Origin of the sequence: Leptospira wolbachii serovar Codice str. CDC, from assembly GCF_000332515.2 — a bacterium.
Taxonomy (GTDB): Bacteria; Spirochaetota; Leptospiria; order Leptospirales; family Leptospiraceae; genus Leptospira_A; species Leptospira_A wolbachii.
Window position 1 is genome coordinate 1 of record NZ_AOGZ02000020.1, and the last position, 16,754, is coordinate 16,754.

The 16,754-nt window shown below is 33.3% G+C and carries 17 protein-coding genes; all 17 read right to left on the minus strand.

The annotated features are described in order from the left end of the window. Positions 1 to 362 precede the first annotated feature (362 nt). A complete protein-coding gene (locus tag LEP1GSC195_RS18860; RefSeq protein ID WP_015683095.1) occupies positions 363 to 1,238 on the minus strand; it encodes a hypothetical protein in 876 nt (291 codons plus the stop codon). A 270-nt stretch (positions 1,239 to 1,508) separates the two neighbouring features. Beyond that, positions 1,509 to 2,177 carry a hypothetical protein gene (locus LEP1GSC195_RS18865; RefSeq protein ID WP_015683098.1) on the minus strand — a complete coding sequence of 223 codons (669 nt, stop codon included), beginning with the start codon at positions 2,175 to 2,177 and terminating at the stop codon, positions 1,509 to 1,511. 215 nt (positions 2,178 to 2,392) lie between these two features. Then, positions 2,393 to 2,917 (minus strand): PDDEXK family nuclease, encoded by a 525-nt coding sequence (locus LEP1GSC195_RS18870; protein WP_015683109.1) that lies wholly within the window; start codon positions 2,915 to 2,917, stop codon positions 2,393 to 2,395. 23 nt (positions 2,918 to 2,940) lie between these two features. Further along, entirely contained in the window at positions 2,941 to 3,339 is a 399-nt protein-coding gene (locus LEP1GSC195_RS18875; protein WP_015683103.1) for a hypothetical protein, read from the minus strand. A gap of 627 nt (positions 3,340 to 3,966) precedes the next feature. Continuing rightward, entirely contained in the window at positions 3,967 to 4,278 is a 312-nt protein-coding gene (locus LEP1GSC195_RS18880; protein ID WP_040507269.1) for a hypothetical protein, read from the minus strand. Positions 4,279 to 4,524: 246 nt separating this feature from the next. Then, complete coding sequence (locus tag LEP1GSC195_RS18885; RefSeq protein ID WP_015683104.1) at positions 4,525 to 4,923, minus strand: type II toxin-antitoxin system death-on-curing family toxin; 399 nt, start codon at positions 4,921 to 4,923, stop codon at positions 4,525 to 4,527. Continuing rightward, positions 4,923 to 5,135, minus strand: a complete 213-nt coding sequence (locus tag LEP1GSC195_RS18890) for an AbrB/MazE/SpoVT family DNA-binding domain-containing protein (RefSeq protein ID WP_015683108.1) — start codon at positions 5,133 to 5,135, stop codon at positions 4,923 to 4,925. Before LEP1GSC195_RS18890 ends, LEP1GSC195_RS18885 begins: the two co-directional genes overlap by 1 nt. A 371-nt stretch (positions 5,136 to 5,506) precedes the next feature. After that, positions 5,507 to 6,043 carry a hypothetical protein gene (locus LEP1GSC195_RS18895; RefSeq protein WP_015683099.1) on the minus strand — a complete coding sequence of 179 codons (537 nt, stop codon included), beginning with the start codon at positions 6,041 to 6,043 and terminating at the stop codon, positions 5,507 to 5,509. Between the two features lie 680 nt (positions 6,044 to 6,723). Further along, positions 6,724 to 7,836, minus strand: a complete 1,113-nt coding sequence (locus LEP1GSC195_RS18900; protein ID WP_015683100.1) for a hypothetical protein — start codon at positions 7,834 to 7,836, stop codon at positions 6,724 to 6,726. A 201-nt stretch (positions 7,837 to 8,037) separates the two neighbouring features. Beyond that, positions 8,038 to 8,697 carry a hypothetical protein gene (locus tag LEP1GSC195_RS18905; protein ID WP_051122400.1) on the minus strand — a complete coding sequence of 220 codons (660 nt, stop codon included), beginning with the start codon at positions 8,695 to 8,697 and terminating at the stop codon, positions 8,038 to 8,040. 1,205 nt (positions 8,698 to 9,902) lie between these two features. After that, positions 9,903 to 10,547: a potassium channel family protein gene (locus LEP1GSC195_RS18910; RefSeq protein WP_015683105.1), complete on the minus strand. Its 645-nt coding sequence runs from the start codon at positions 10,545 to 10,547 to the stop codon at positions 9,903 to 9,905. Positions 10,548 to 10,613: 66 nt separating this feature from the next. Further along, the gene (locus LEP1GSC195_RS19900; RefSeq protein ID WP_198012820.1) at positions 10,614 to 10,772 is read right to left on the minus strand and encodes a hypothetical protein; all 159 of its coding nucleotides are present in this window, start codon (positions 10,770 to 10,772) and stop codon (positions 10,614 to 10,616) included. Between the two features lie 251 nt (positions 10,773 to 11,023). Then, entirely contained in the window at positions 11,024 to 11,935 is a 912-nt protein-coding gene (locus LEP1GSC195_RS18915; RefSeq protein ID WP_015683093.1) for a hypothetical protein, read from the minus strand. 174 nt (positions 11,936 to 12,109) lie between these two features. Beyond that, entirely contained in the window at positions 12,110 to 13,078 is a 969-nt protein-coding gene (locus tag LEP1GSC195_RS18920) for a hypothetical protein (RefSeq protein ID WP_015683102.1), read from the minus strand. Between the two features lie 182 nt (positions 13,079 to 13,260). Further along, entirely contained in the window at positions 13,261 to 13,833 is a 573-nt protein-coding gene (locus LEP1GSC195_RS18925) for a hypothetical protein (RefSeq protein ID WP_015683097.1), read from the minus strand. Beyond that, positions 13,830 to 14,417 carry a hypothetical protein gene (locus tag LEP1GSC195_RS18930; protein ID WP_015683094.1) on the minus strand — a complete coding sequence of 196 codons (588 nt, stop codon included), beginning with the start codon at positions 14,415 to 14,417 and terminating at the stop codon, positions 13,830 to 13,832. Before LEP1GSC195_RS18930 ends, LEP1GSC195_RS18925 begins: the two co-directional genes overlap by 4 nt. Positions 14,418 to 14,632: 215 nt before the next feature. Further along, a complete protein-coding gene (locus tag LEP1GSC195_RS18935; RefSeq protein WP_015683106.1) occupies positions 14,633 to 15,367 on the minus strand; it encodes a hypothetical protein in 735 nt (244 codons plus the stop codon). Positions 15,368 to 16,754 lie beyond the last annotated feature (1,387 nt).

Consider the following 16,754-nt stretch of genomic DNA (forward strand, 5'->3'; position numbering starts at 1 on the left):
AAATAGATAATGAAAGAAGATGGATTATTAAAATCAGAAATTTTTTTGTCATAAATAACTACAGCTTACAATCACGAGGAGAATCATTTTAGATATGATAATTCAGTGTTTATTTCCTATTATATGATTATTTTTGGAATTTGAGTAATTCTTCTTCTTTAATTTTGACTTTTTGATATGGCGTATAACGAACTAGGCTAATCGACGTAGGCTGGCCCTGAGTCCCAACGGGACGTTAGGGACTGGAACGACGCTTGCGCAAGCAAGAGGAGTGCCAGAAGCCTATGTGTCGTAGACCGAGCGAGGCCGCAAGTGCCGAAGCGAAGCGATTCGCCGCTGTTATACGACGTATCTCATGTAAATCAGATGTTTAATTTGTTGAAGATTAATTCTGTCGAATTTTTTCTATTTAATTCAGATTCTTCTATTGTAATGAACTTAGTTCTTCTAAGTTTTTCTTTGTTCAAGAAATTATTTAAAGTTTTGATATCATTTTCAGAAAATTTCTTGGCCACTAGTATGTTTATCAAATGAGGCTGTATATTAAGTATGTTTGCGGTTTCCTGATCTACTTTTTTATTAAAATTTAGAATCAACTTTAATAATTCATTTTTGAGATTACCATGAATATATTTAATTTCAATTATGTAGTAATAATCAAATTTATTATTTGGTATAAGCATTCCATCAACAGTTACTTCCTTAAGTTTTCTTTGGGTAATTAAGGTGTATTTTTTATTTAACTGGTTTTTTAATATTTTTAAAATTGAAGATTCTATTTCGTATGTTTTGTTAATTATTTGATTTTTTGCTGCTGCTTGAAGATTTGATTTTGCAGCATATATTGTGATTTCCTTACCAATTTGATTTTTCTTTTCTTTTACGCTAACTGAAGTTGTTCTTAATTTAAATTCTTTTAATTTTTCTTCTGTTTCGAAATCTATCAAATTCTGTCCTTTTCTCCAATTCGTAAGACCGAATATTAAAGAAATTATTCCGCTTATATTTAATAGGGCGAAGGTGAATTTGATATGTGAATATACCAACCGTGCTAAATTGAATTTTAGATCGATAATTTCCTTAGAAATTGGATATAATTTGTCATAGTCTTCCTGTTTTATTATTAAATCTAAATCAGTTTTTAGAAATAGCCAGGGAAGAATGAAGCTGATTGAAATTAATATTATACCTAGAGAAGCAAAAAATCTGTAATAGTCTTGGAATTGTAAATTTATCATATGGTTTGAGATATGTCGTATAACGAACTAGGCTAATCGACGTAGGCTGGCCCTGAGTCCCGGAACGGGACGTTAGGGACTGGAACGACGCTTGCGAAAGCAAGAGGAGTGCCAGAAGCCTATGTGTCGCAGACCGAGCGAGGCCGGCAGTGCCGAAGCGAAGCGATTCGCCGTTGTTATACGCAGTTTTAATATGACTAATCTAGTTCGTCAGATTTATTTTATGCTTTTATTCTGATTTTTCTATTTAATAGAGTAATGACGTTTCATCTAATTTGGCTTTAAAATATTTTCCACATCATTAGCTAATTCAAAAACAAACTCGTTTAAAATTGAATTTGAATCAACATGATGTGAGAACATATTGTAAAAATAGCCCATAACGCGACTTCGATTTTTAGAAAATTCCTTTTCTAGAATAATTTTGTTATTTTTATCGAGCAATCTATATTTAATTCTTATTTGGGAATTAGTATATTGGATTGGAGCACCTAAAATCCAAAGATAAACTCCGAATGGACCAAGCATATATGTTGTCATTTTCCCAGTGCGTGTTGTTTCTAAAATCTCTCCTTCAATTTTAAAGTCAGATTTTTTCTGCTCAAATTTATTAGTAAGACTGATGGTTTTAAGTAAGCTACGGGAATTTATTTCTTCCGCGATTGCTTCTTGAATATCTCTTGATGGTTTAATAATAAAGGGATAAACGTCATTTTCAATTTGATTTACTGTAGCAGTTCCATACGGTATAAGTGGAATTAAAACTAAGAGTTGATAATTCGTGTTTCCCGATATTCTTTTATCATCGAATGTGTTTATTGAGATAGAATAAGGTAGAGTTTCGGAAGATTTTCGATTAGATGGTTTATATATAAAACTGCTTTGGGTGTTGCAGTGTATAAGTCCAAAAATTATTAATAGATTCAGATGCTTTTTCATTTATTTCCTGTTTTGTTTAAATTTATTAAAATTGCGTATAACGAACTAGACTTAACGACGTTCCTCGACCCTGAGTCCCTGTAAGGGACGTTAGGGGCTGGAACGAGGCTTGCGGAGGCAAGAGGAGTTCCAGAGAGGAATGTGTCGTAGACCGAGCGAGGGCGCAAGTTCCGAGGCGAAGCGTTAAGTCGCTGTTATACGCTGGTGAAGATGTGTTAGTGTAGTTTCCGATTTTTCCAAAAGAAATTTCTGTCACTTGGTCGTTCAAACTTTTCCAGAATACTTGTGAATAATTCAGGATATTTTGCTTCTTCGAGAGGAATGCAAAACATATATTCTGGTTCATCCGGTTCACCACCTAAGCCGATAACAATAAACACTGGAATTTTTCTTTCTTGTGAAAATTGCTTATATCGTTTGATTTGTTCAGAGTAAGACCATTTCAAAACAACTTGATTCATCTTATTTTTGTATAGGCCACTTCGGAATTTGCATTCGACAGCAAATTTTTCCTTTGTAGGATTATATTGAATGACTAAATCTGGATTTTGGTTACTTTCAACACGAAAATTTTTATGCTTTATTGAATTATCAGGTGTCCACTCAAGAATAGAAAAATAATTACCTTGATCAGTGAATAGTTCAGCTACATATTGCTCGAACTCATGTCCAGTTTCTAAATCGTCATTAACATCGTTTTGGTCGAATAGAAATTTTAAAAAATCAATAAAAGGCTTCATTGGTATTTAGTTTTGTTTTATTGTTACGATTTTTTTAAGAAAACATTTACACAGGCGAGAAGTCCGGCTGCAAATATAATCAATCCAGAAATTATATTTAAGGAACTTATGTTTACTATTCCAGAAATAATTATTATTAAAGCAAATATGAAGGAAATTCTTTTTGATTGAAATTTGGTGGATAGTGGACCTGCAATTATTGCGATTAGAGAAAAGAATCCGCCGACAACACCTTTCATTGCAATGTCTTGCATCTCTTTTTCTGATTTTTCTATTTCTTCTATACTTTGTTTAGAATTTGAATGTTTATTGAGTGCTTTGTTAGTTCCGGCTACACAAGCAGATCCGGTAAAGTTACAGGCTCCACCAAAAAGTCCCAAAATTCCACCTATCAAAGATAGTATAATAATTCCTTGTTTCATTTTTATTTTCCTTTATCAGTTAAATTTCTTCACTTGCGTATAACGAACTAGACTTAACGACGTTCCCCGACCCTGAGTCCCTGTAAGGGACGTTAGGGGCTGGAACGACGCTTGCGCAAGCAAGAGAAGTGCCAGAGGGGAATGTGTCGGAGACCGAACGAGGGCTAGTCCCGAAGTGAAGCGTTAAGTCGCTGTTATGCGCTGAAGCCTCGCCTAGATACAAGCTTAGTTTAAAACCCTTTTCATTCTGACCGTATTGTTGACTAGAATTTTATTTTGAAAATAACCTATTGGTCATTCTATATCTTTTTAAGTGCCTACAAGTTGACTCAATTTGAGTGTAAAAAAAGAAAAATTTGTTTCAAGGCCCACTAATACTAAGATTATATAGGATGATCTTTATTAGAACAAAGAGTAAATTTTAAATTTTTCTGGTTATTTTTCATTACATGCACTTTTGTAATAGATATTAATGTTTTTGCTAAATTAAATAGAAGATTTTTTTATGTTCTAATTAGATTTAACATTTATATTTTTTAATTTATTAGTAAAGTTTATCTTTTAATGAAATGTTAAAAATATAGAATACAATAGTAGATTTATTTTTATGCATTCATTCGTTATCTTTTAGTATATCAATGATTTTAAAATTATATATAGAATTATTCCATAGGTTAAAGGAACTGTTAAATTAATAAGTAGAGTTCTGAAGAGTTGATCTTCGGTTGAACGTTTTATTTTATTTCCAGAAGTAATTAAATAACCAGATAAGAGTATTCCGATTGGAAAGAAAATGCCATACCATATACAGAGCGGCCATACATTATCTCCGCTTAGATGGCTATCAAATAGTTCGATAATGAGACCAGCCGGTATCATGCCCAACGTCATTCCAGAAAGTACGAAAAATACACCAGCAACTACTAAATAAATTTCCATAAACCTTACCTTTGAGAAATGAAATTACTAATAATTATTTTAGTCAATAATTGAATGTGAGGCTTTTGCGCATAACGAACTAGTGGAGACGACGTTTCCCGACCCTGAGTCCCTGGAGGGGACGTTAGGGACTGGCACGGAGTTTGCGGATGCAAACGAGTGACAGAAGGGAAATGTGGCGCAGCCCAAGCGAGGCCTTGTGCCGAAGCGCAGCGTTTCCATGCTGTTATACGACGTAGCCTATTATTAGATATTAAGTTTAGCTAAAGATTCTAATATTTTCTTTATCTCTTCTAACTTGTATTGTCCTTCCGCGACTCCTATTACGAAGTCATACAATATCTCATTTGGATCAAGTATTTCGTAACCGTTAATATCGAGAAAGACTAATGAAGAAGCCAATGCTACTCGTTTATTTCCATCCAAAAAAGGATGATTTTTGCATAAGTAATATAAATAGGCAGCTGCTCTATCGAATAGAGAAGGGTGTAAACTGATATCATTAAAAGTAGTCATTGGTTGGTTAATGGCTGATTCGAGAAGTCCGTGATCACGAATGCCAGTTGCTCCGCCATAGAGTTCGATTTGATTTTTGTGAATAAGAATTACATCCTCAATAGAGAGAAATATAGTTTCATCCAGCATTACTGCGCAAGTTTTTTGAGTGTCTTGCCGTGAGCTTTATTAATCTTTTCAAGAGATTTTGTTATACTCTTTTCTATCGGTTTTATAATCAAAGATTTGCCATCAGTAGTTACTTCGAGAGTCGAATTTTGATCAATTTTTAAAAGTTCAAGAATCGGTTTCTCAATTACTAAAGCGGAGCTGTTCCCGTGTTGTACTAATTTTTTTAACATGTTTATCCTGTAATAACAATGTTATAACATTGTATAATCAGTTTCAATCATAAATTTCAGTATTTTTTATTCAAAATAGTATAGAAAATTGTAACTAGAATTTTGTTCTAATTCGCAGTTATTGATCTTTTATCTGTCTTTTTAGAAATTCTCATGTTAAACCTTAATTTTTAGGCTATGTCGTATAACGAACTAGACTAACCGACGTAGGCTGGCCCTGAGTCCCGGAAACGGGACGTTAGGGACTGGAACGACACTTGCGAATGCAAGGGGAGTGCCAGAAGCCTATGTGGCGCAGCCCAAGCGAGGGCTCGTCCCGAAGCGAAGCGGTTAGTTGCTGTTATACGCAGATTGCAATTTGTAAAGTTTCATTAGTAAATTTTCCAGATTAGACAACTACAATTTTCTTCATAAGAAAATGGGAAATTTATATAGTCTTTTTCAAAACTCATAGATCCTTTTTTGTGTTCAAAAGATATTTTTGAAATATATTCAGGTAAGGGATGCATGTAATTGTGACCTTCAAATAGAATAATTGCTGTATATTCCTCAACTATCAAAACAATTTTATTATTTTTAAAATCATATCTAATTTCGTTTTCTGTTAGAAATTTGCTATTACCTGAATAATTTTTTTTGAGAACATTCCGTGCGGGCACGCTTTTCCATTTTTTGATGAAATTTTTTATTTTATATTTTTCATCTTCTTCCGTTTGAAAATCAATATCTTTTGTTGAATCATTTTCACTTAAAAAATTTTTATTGAGATTCTTTTTCAAATAAAAATGTATTTCAATTTTTTCACCTGAATAATTGGAAATTACTACAAATGTAGGGATACTACAAGAAAAAATATGTAATGCTAAAAAAATTAATAGAAAATTTCGGTAGTTTATTCTTTCTTTCATTAAATATTTATAAAGTTTAAATTAAATATTACCTAGTGCTAATTTTTGATATATAAATTAATTTATGTTCGTTTTAGAAGATGTATATTTTGATTTTTTCTTTCAGGCTTAATATTTCAAAGTTTTGCAATTTGCGTATAACGAACTAGGCTTACCGACGTTTCGTGTAGCTGAGCCTCTGAAAGAGGCGTTAGCGTGACACGAAATGTGCCTTTAGGCCGAGAGAGGGCCCCACGAGAATCAGATTTCCTCAGAAATCTGAGGCGAAGTGGACAAGGACCCGATCGAGCGGTAAGCCGTAGTTAATTGCAGTTAGTTATTATAGTATCAAATTTTAGTCGAAAGGAATATCCAATCGAGCGCAAATTTTCTCTTAAATCTTAAAAAGCGTAAATAAACAAACTGCACATTCGTGGAGAGAAAGACTTGAATTGTTTTCTTCCAAAGCGTAAATCGACAACACCCTCATAAAAAAATTTGCGCGATTTCTTCTGTAAATCAACTAATTGCAATTAACGAACTAGTGGAGACGACGTTTCCCGACCCTGAGTCCCGGACGGGACGTTAGGGACTGGCACGGAGTTTGCGGATGCAAACGAGTGACAGGAGGGAAATGTGGCGCAGCCCAAGCGAGGCCTCGTGCCGAAGCGCAGCGTTTCCATGCTGTTATACGCTGCGCATTATTTTCCATAGCAATTCTGTGTGGGAATATAAAATAATTTTCTTATTAGATCATCAAATGTGCTCTTCTGTAAATCTGCAAATAGCGTGTTGAAGGTTTTGAATTTTTTCGTGTTGGTGAATTCTGCTTGAATTTTGTCGAGAGATTCCTCTGTAAATAAAGATACAAGTGGAGCTGGTATTATATCGATAAAACCGAGATTGACGAACCTTGAATAATCATAGCTAATTTTAATATGAAAAAGACCAGGTTTGTTTTCGAATATTTCTAATACATGCCCTAATCCAAATTCGGTTTTTACGGCAGATCCTATTTTTAATGCTATCGTACCTTCGATTAAGTCAACGTTTAACTTATTTATTTCGTTTTCTAGAAAACTGATTTTTTCACCCGGAGATTCATTTAGAGTTAATAGAATATTTGAGGCTCTTACAAAGAAATTGTAAAACCAGAAATAGTATAATTCAGGTGGAGCACCTTCTCCTAGGTTATTCCTTTGATCATAGTGGACTTTTTTACTCAAAAAGGAGTATAGATTATAATAGTCTATTCCTAATAATCTTCTTGTTATAAGATTTGAATCATTAAATAAGTTTTTAAATCGAACAGCGATACTTTTATTATATGCGAAGGAACTTAAATTGGTAAATTTAAGCTTTCCATCATTTGAATATTTTTCAAATGATGGGCTTTCAATATCATAGAAAGAACGAATATTTTTCCGAATATTTTCTCTTTCTTTCATAAATTCATGCCATGTTTTATTTTTACATGCTGTTTCAATATCGTCAGTATTTTCTATTAATGCAAGTTCCGAATAATATTCCATTGATATTCTTAATAGAACTAATATTTGAATATATTCTGACTCTTTTTCAGATAGAGTGAGAAAATTAGATTTGTTCTGTATTTCTTTGATCTGCTTAAAAGTGATCTTTCTGGAGTAAGCTAATTTTAAGAATGATATTGCCGATGGAATAAGAGAAGATGCGACTCTAGAAAGATAATATTTCCTATATGATGTTAGAAGATCGATACCATTCGTAAGTGGAACAAACTCAATTTCTTTATCTATCAAATCAATTGTTTTAATTACTAATTCAAGATTCATTGTTAATGCGTTGCGTATAACGAATTAGTCTTCCCGAAGTTGTCCGACCCTGAGTCCCGGAACGGGACGTTAGGGACTGGCACGTAGCTTGCGTATGCGAGCGAGTGACAGAAGGACAATTTGCCGCAGGCCGAGTGAGGGCTTGTCCCGAAACGTAGCGGGAAGACGCTGTTATGCGACGTTTTTTATTGATATTAAAAACTACTTAACTGAAAATTCCATTTCTTCATTTTTGTAAAATATGAAATTATTATCGAAGTCATATGAAAAGCCTGTTAAATGATTTCTTGGAGTAACTATTTTAAGGGAATTTGATTTATTCTGAGCATTTTTGCTAAAAGAAACAACATTTCTGATACACATTATAAAGTCATTTCCTGTCTTGTAGATATAATTTTGGTAAGGATATTTTTCGTTAAAATAATAAGGATTAAATTTCTTGTTATAATTTCCTCTCGAATAGTATGAATAAGGATAAAAGTAGGAAACAACGGAAAGCGATTCAAAATCATTTAAAATGAATTTATAATTAACAACATCATCAAGGATGTTAATATCTTTTTCTTTATCGTAACAAATTTCATATAGAATGTTAATGTTATTTTGATCAAATTGATCAACGCTAATGGTTTCATTTTTATTAAAAGTAGCGTTGTTTGGATCGGTTAAGATTAATTTTAAATTTTCAAATTCAAGAAAGAAAGCCGATTGATCATAAAATGCAGATCCATAAAAAGCAGCTTCTTGAAATCTATTACTTGATATTTTTTTTAATTTGTAATTTGAGTTTAAACCAGGTGAAATTATAGTTAGAGCACAATTAAATAAGGTTAAAATTATTAATATAGGAATTTTATTCATATTTATTTTTAAAAAATGTCGCATAACGAACTAGCGAAGACGACGTTTCCCGACCCTGAGTCCCGACGGGACGTTAGGGACTGGCCACGTAGCTTGCGTATGCAAGCGAGTGCCAGAAGGGAAATGTGCCGCAGGCCGAGCGAGGCCTCGTGCCGAAGCGAAGCGTTTCCGCGATGTTAGTCGCAGTTGTCTCTTTTTTTACGTTTATTAAATTTTAGAATATTCGCCGTTATTCTCTTTGCAATTTTGTGTCGAGTTTATTTCGTTCCATGTAGATAAGTAATAAATAGTCGACGATAACTTAGGTATTTTGCATTTCGCAATGTAATTTTCGCATTTAGTCGCAGAATTGGAATTTGGAATGTAAAGATTGCATAAATTAATATTTGAATTATAAGAACCAGAGTTAAATTCGATACATCTAGAATTATTATTATCAATACAAGCTATTGATAATTTTGCTTCATCATCCTTTAACAGAGTATAAAAGGCAGCTGCCTCATTAAAAGAGATTAATTCACAAGGTCCACAGGAACCAATATCTGTTTTAAGGAAAATAAGGAGAGTACATAATCCAATGGAGTAAATGAAGATTTTTAATGATTTAGATTTCAACCCAGATTCCTTTTAAATTTGAATTACAGTCATTAATTGCGTCATTACGAGAGATTGAGTTATTGTAGATTTTCTTAAAAGTTGATTGATCACCCTCAATTTTACATTGGCCAATAGCATTATTATTTGAGCAAAGTTCATATCTATATTCAACACCATTAAATATACAAAGATCTTTGTTTATCTTATCATTTGAAACATTACTTTTTTCGATACAATAAGTTGAAAATTTGCATGAAGAGCTAGTTGCTCCCAAAGGAGCCGAAGATGATAATAATATGATAAAAGAGGATGGGATGCCGTTCTTTGGGCAAGTCCCACATGGTTTTCCACATGATAAATTTAATAGAAGAACGAGAAAGGAAAATCTTATGAATATTTTCATAGTTTAGTTTTTCATTGAGACAATTGCGACTAACGAACTAGTGGAGACGACGTTTCTCGTAGCTGAGCCTACGTAGTAGGCGTTAGCGTCGGCGCGTCTTCTTGCGGAGCGAGAAGCGTGACGGAGAGAAATGTGCCGCAGGCCAAGCGAGGCCGTTAGTGCCGAAGCGCAGCGTTTCCACGCTGTTATGCGAAGTTGTTGTTAGCTAATTTTCTTTTTCTAAAAACCAAGAAGCAACAAAGCCGGTAAATGTTCCAAAAAGTCCAACGCCTACTGTCATTAATATTGCTCCGATGATTCTGCCTTCTGTGGTTAAGGGAAATTTATCTCCGTAACCAACGGTCGTAACTGTCACATAGGACCACCAAAGTGCATCTTCAGCGGATTTGATGTTGCTATTCGGATCATTTTCTACCTGGAGTATTGCAATTGATGCAAAAATAATAGTAAGAAATGAGAATAGCGCAACGGTTGAAAATGTTCCCTTGGGTTTATTTTTGAAAAGAATACTTGTAACAGCTTTGAAAGATCTTAAAATTCTAAGTACTCTTAATATTCTAATAATCCGAAAGATACGTCCATACCTTAATGCATCTATGTTTGGGATAGATGAAATTAAATCAATCCAGCCCCATTTAATGAATTTTAGTTTATCCGAAGAGTTTTTGAATTTAATTAAAAATTCAAGAATGAAATAAAAACAGATAATATTATCGATTATATCTAAAAGCCGCTGTTGTTCATTATCATATTTATAAAAGATTCCAGTTAATAAAGTGCCTAGAATATAAATTGAAAGAATTAGGGTAAATATGTCTAAAATTGAAAGTATACTTTTTCTATCGTTCAAAACTTAATACTCCAAGAGTCAAGTAGTAAATATAGGGAATAGTACTACTACTTGACAAAGAAAAATTTACTTACTTTTTTTCTTTCCACCAACGTAATGACTACCTTTTCCTTTACTATTCTTTCCACCGACTCTTTTGCTTCCCTTTCTTCCGCCTGCCTCTAAAGCAATTGCGGTAAAAAGGCTAAATAGAATTAGCAATGAAATTAATTTTAGTTTCTTCATGTGATACCTTCTGTGTTTGATTTATAAAGAATTTAAAAGCAAGTTTTTATAAGTAAATAATAAATTTTCAACAATTTCGCATAACGAACTAGACTTACCGAAGTTCCCTGACCCTGAGTCCCGGAGGGACGTTAGGGACTGGCACGTAGCTTGCGATTGCAAGCGAGTGACAGAAAGGGAATTTGCCGTAGGCCGAGCGAGGCCTTGTGCCGAAGCGTAGCGGTAAGTCGCTGTTATACGACGGTTCGGATCTAAAGTTTTAATCCGGCTTCTAAATATACTGATCTTAAGATCTCACTGCTATTGGCAGCATTGTAAATAACATAATTGAAATTTGTAATGCTGTCTAGATCGTATTTATATTGTGGCTCAGCAACATAATTAACAGTCATAGAATATGAATTTATTTTTGTTCTGGCCTCTAAAGTCAGTATACCAATCGATAAAAAGTATAGATCATCGAAGTCATAATTTAATTTTATACCAAATTCCCCGCCTACGTAAATAGCATTAGGGTCGGAATTGTAAGAAACAGGCGAACGGTTTGTGTAGATTCCGCTGTATCTATTGTCGATTTTGCCAAATAAATAGAAGTAGTTATAGTGAATTAAAAGATTGAAATTCCAATATTTATCAGTTTGATATTCAAATCCAATTTCTGGGCCAAAAAATTTTTGACCTAGAGTATAATTGAATCGATAGCCACTTCCATCCGAGAGCTCAGATTTAATATATCTTAAACCGAAAGAGAGTCGAAACTTGTCTGGGGTATAATCATATAAAATTGTATTTCTGAATTGATTCCTAAGATATGGACCTGTCGAAACGGGAACTAGGTCGCAGTAACGTCCAAGACAAGCTATATCCCTCATTCCAATATTTCCTTTTTTATACTCTTGAAATTCCGATTGGAATGAAAAGTTAGAGTTATCAAATTTTTTTCTAAAACCAAATTCAAATCCAGGAATGGTTTTCTTATCATATTGATCAAAATATTTAAAATTTTGTAAAAGCATTCTTTGTTCAAAAGAATCAATAAAAGTAGAATATCTTCTGAGATAAATTGAGAAAGATCTATTTTTCTTAGTTTGGTCTTGGTTTATTTCTTCAGCAAATAACTGAGAAGAAATTATTAAAAGGATAATTGTTGCTATTTTTTTCATAAATTTATTTCCGAACTGTCGTATAACGAACTAGCTAACCGACGTAGGCTGGCCCTGAGTCCCAACGGGACGTTAGGGACTGGAACGACACTTGCGTAGGCAAGGGGAGTGCCAGAAGCCTATGTGTCGCAGACCGAGCGAGGGCTAGTCCCGAAGCGAAGTGGTTAGCGGCAGTTATACGCCGTAAGTTATTTCTTTCAATTTCATGCAAAAATTAAAATTATCTTCATTGTATTGCTTTATAAATTTCAGTAGTTTTTTGTCGAAGGTTAGAATATAGTGTTCGGGTAGATATATAAGTAGTAAAGAGTCTGCTATATCATTTATTTTGATTTTTCTACCAGTAGTATAATAATCCAATGCAATTTCAACTTTATATCTGTATGGAAGTAGATAGTTCGGATCCTCAAATCTTCTCGTTAAAAAATTTAACATATCTAATTGATTATTTTTGAGATAATTAATTGCTTTTTTTGGATTGAAAAATTTCTCCTCGATTTCATTTTCATTTTGTAAATAATCGGAGAGGTCAATTTGTTCTGATATACATTTTAAAAAAATATTTATAAAATTATAATAAGCTTTTGTTAAGTTTTCTAAAGATTCGTTTAAAAATTTTAATCTTCCCGTATTATCTGGTTTAAAATATGCGGAAGTGATTTCTTTAGAAAATTTCGGAATCAGATTTTCAATTATATCCATTAAATAAAAGAAATTTTTTGAATCAAGTTCTGTTTCATTTTCTTCATTAATTTTTGTAATACCGGCAGAATATGCTAATATAAAATATAATATTTGTATCAATATAGAGAAAGCGTTTGATATCAGGGCTTCGTTTTGATCTCGAAATACGTTTAGAAATTTCTCAGTTTTATCATCCGATTCGAAGATTTTTTTGATTACTTCAGTTGTAAGAAATTGAATTTTGTTCGGAACTACATCAATAATCGATATATTATATTTTGTAATTAAATTACGAGCAGGTATTGCTCCTAACTGAATTGCTAATTCATTAAAACAAACTAAATTTGTAACTAGCAGTTCATTTTCAGATGAGTTAGAGAGCATTTTGATAGAATTTAAGATATTTTGCCCTGCAGACTGACTAATATTTAGAAGTATATTCGTATCAAGTATTAACATTTAACTTATGGCGTATAACGAACTAGACTAACCGACGTAGGCTGACCCTGAGTCCCCGGAGGGGACGTTAGGGCTGGAACGACACTTGCGCAGGCAAGGGGAGTGCCAGAAGCCTATGTGGCGCAGCCCAAGCGAGGGCGAAGTCCCGAAGCGAAGCGGTTAGTCGCTGTTATACGACGTTTTTAAATTTTAATATCATTTAGCGTCTTTTTGATTAAATTTTGAATTAAAAAATTTCGATTATTCGATGAATTGGAAAAAGGCAAACCAAACAAGGGAATTATACCGATGTAAGTTCTCATTTTACCGCTATTAATAATCTTATTTGAGTAAAATTTGGTTTGGCGATTAAACAACCTAGCTTGAATTTCAAGATCTGTGTCAAAGTAGGCAGGTAAGAGTGTCATAGTCAGTCCACTAACAAAAGCCAATAAAAATGGATAATTATTTTTAAAAACAATATTAAGTTCCAATTCGTTTGGTGCAGAGGTAGAATCAATCGATATTTTCGAATTAGATAATTCAGTTTTAATACATTCCTTAATATATTTAATATCTTTCTGAATAAGATAATCACCTTCGTTTATTTGTAGAGGTTGATCAAATAATTCATTATTTACGTAATATTCATATGCTATATGCAATGAGTATTCGGTTTTCTCATTTTTCTGAACAAAATGGCTATTATCTATATTTGTTATGGTTGAGCAATTTAAAGTTATAGATAAGATTAAAAGCATTTTTAATTTTCTCATTGAGCTAAAACCTCTTTTATAGAGTTTAGTATGAATTTCGATTTTAATTGAGGAATTTCTCTCCTTGATTTCCAAATATCGTATATATCATCATTAATAATGTTTTCGTCACTGAATACTTTTTTTGCCAATATTTTTTTTTGTGAATTAAAAGTTGTTAATTCTAATTTAATCTTAGAATCAAAATTACCAATATCTCCACCAAACCAGATATATAGAGTCAGTGTAGCCAATGATAACGGAAAATAATAGGGATCTACTTGAAGTTTATTTTCATATTCTAAAAATTTTAGATCAATAATAGAAGAATTGTTAGCTAAAGGGAAATCTGAGTAATATGCAACGGATTCAAATTCTTGGCTATTTTCGAGAAGGTTTTTTATATTACTTTTTATCGTTTGCTCTTGAAAAGTTTTCAAGTCTCCGCTTTCGCTTATAATTTCTATATTTCTAATATAAATTTTCTTCTTTATTTGATTAATTTCAGAATTTTTATATTTTTGATCAATCAAAGACGATTTATGTTCTAGACAATTTAATAAAATTAAAAATATAAAACATGTCGTAATATTGTTATTAATCATAATTTTTCCTCTTTCTGTTGATTTTTTAAAAATGTCGTATAACGAACTAGACTTACCGAAGTTCCCTGACCCTGAGTCCCGGAGACGGGACGTTAGGGACTGGCACGTAGTTTGCGGATGCAAACGAGTGACAGAAAGGGAATTTGCCGCAGGCCGAGCGAGGCCGTAAGTGCCGAAGCGCAGCGGTAAGTTGCTGTTATACGAAGGTTCGCTAATTAAATCAGCTGATTTTCGTCTTTAAAAAATTCATCAATTTTAAATTCTTTAATAAACTTATCTAAATCTTCTTTGGAGATTAAATTGTCGATCCGAAGACTTTGTACATATCGAGATAGTACTTCCTGAGTTGCCAATTCAGTCTTTTCTATAATATTCCCTTTATTTAAGGAACATACAAAGTTAAGATTTGTTTTGGAAACTTTTGCTTTTTTACCGATTTTTCTTAATAAATCATCAAAGCTTTCATCTAGTAAATCTGAAAAGGCATAAAATAATGCCTTTTTTATATATTCCTTGGTAAATGGTAGATTGGGTTTATCCTGAATAGATATTTCTTCTAAAGCAAAAAGCTTTTCCATTATCAAAAAACGATCTAATATTAAAATTAAAGAATAAATTTCATTTGCTAAGTTCGGTAAATGTTCTTCGATTTTCTGAATTTCTTTTTTAAAATTTCGAATTTCATTGGGAAAATTATTAAGGATATCTCCATATTGATCAATTGCTTTAATTTTCTTTGCAATTTTCGGAAGTAATGAATAAAAGTAGATTTTCGAATTGAGATAGTTGAAATATAGTCTTAGCAGAAATGTATAAGATTTTTGATAAAAAAGATTTTCTTTTTTAGAAACTTCTCTGATTTCGAGAATCTTTGATAAAAATATAAATAGACCAAATATAACTGTTGTGAAGTAACTCCAGTTGTCTTTTGTGAATGTTATAATATCCATTTTATTTTAAATTTTGCGAGCTTTCGTATAACGATAGAGGCTTACCGACGTTTCGTGTAGCTGAGCCTCGGTAGGAGGCGTTAGCGTGACACGAAATGTGCCTTTAGGCCGAGCGAGGACCCCACGAGATCCAGATTTCCACAGAAATCTGAGGCGAAGTGGATAAGGACCTGAGCGAGCGGTAAGGCGATGTTAATTGCAGTAGGTTGTTACAGGAATAGATATTAGTCGAAAGTGAAATCTCATCAAGCGCGAAAATTTTCGATCCGAATCTTTCTTTTGTAAATATCCAGATTGGAACTAGTGAATTTAAAACACTCATCTTTCTTCGTTTAATCGAAAAATGACATTCTTTAGCAAAGCACAGTTTTATTAAAGAATCATTGAAGAGAGTTTTCCCTACTAAAAGGTAGTTTTATATTAATTCTTCAACCCTTTCTAAAGAAAATTTTCGCGCACTTTTTTTGTATGATTTAACCTATTGCAATTAACGATAGAGGCTTACCGACGTTTCGTGTAGCTGAGCCTCAGTAGGAGGCGTTAGCGTAACACGAAATGTGCCTTTAGGCCGAGCGAAGGCCCCACGAGATCCAGATTTCCACAGAAATCTGAGGCGAAGTGGCTAAGGACCTGAGCGAGCGGTAAGGCGATGTTAATTGCAGTTAGTTTTAATAGGAAAAAGTTAAATCGCAAGGTTTATAAAATCGAGCGCAAATTTTTCTCTTAATTCTTAAGAAGCGTAAATCTTTCACAGCACTTACGAGTAAGGAAAGGTCAATCTTCTTTAAAGAACTTACATCGACAAAAACATCTTAAAAAAAATTTGCGCGTTATTTTCTTTGGATCAACTAATTGCAATTAACGATAGAGGCTTACCGACGTTTCGTGTAGCTGAGCCTCTGAAGGAGGCGTTAGCGTAACACGAAATGTGCCTTTAGGCCGAGCGAAGGCCCCACGAGATCCAGATTTCCACAGAAATCTGAGTCGAAGTGGATAAGGACCTGAGCGAGCGGTAAGGCGATGTTAATTGCAGTTGGTTATCTATTGAATTTGTTAGAAATACGAAGTGGGCTAATCCCAAGCGCGCAAATTTTCGCTCATATTTGTTTTTCTTTAAAGCGCGCCGATCATTCATGAAGCATGGGAACCGTGAAAAAAAATAATATGAATATGAGCGAAGTAAATCTCTTCACTCATAATTTTCTCTTTAAATCGCCCGAATCTCGCATAAAACGTTCAAACCAGTGGAAGTTAAAATTCAGAGAAAAGTTATTTGTATCTCTTTGAATCTTTAAGAAAAATTGCGCGCTGATTTTTTTTGAAGAGATTTAACCAATTGCAATTAACGAACTAGTGGAGACGACGTTCCTCGTAGCTGAGCCTCGCA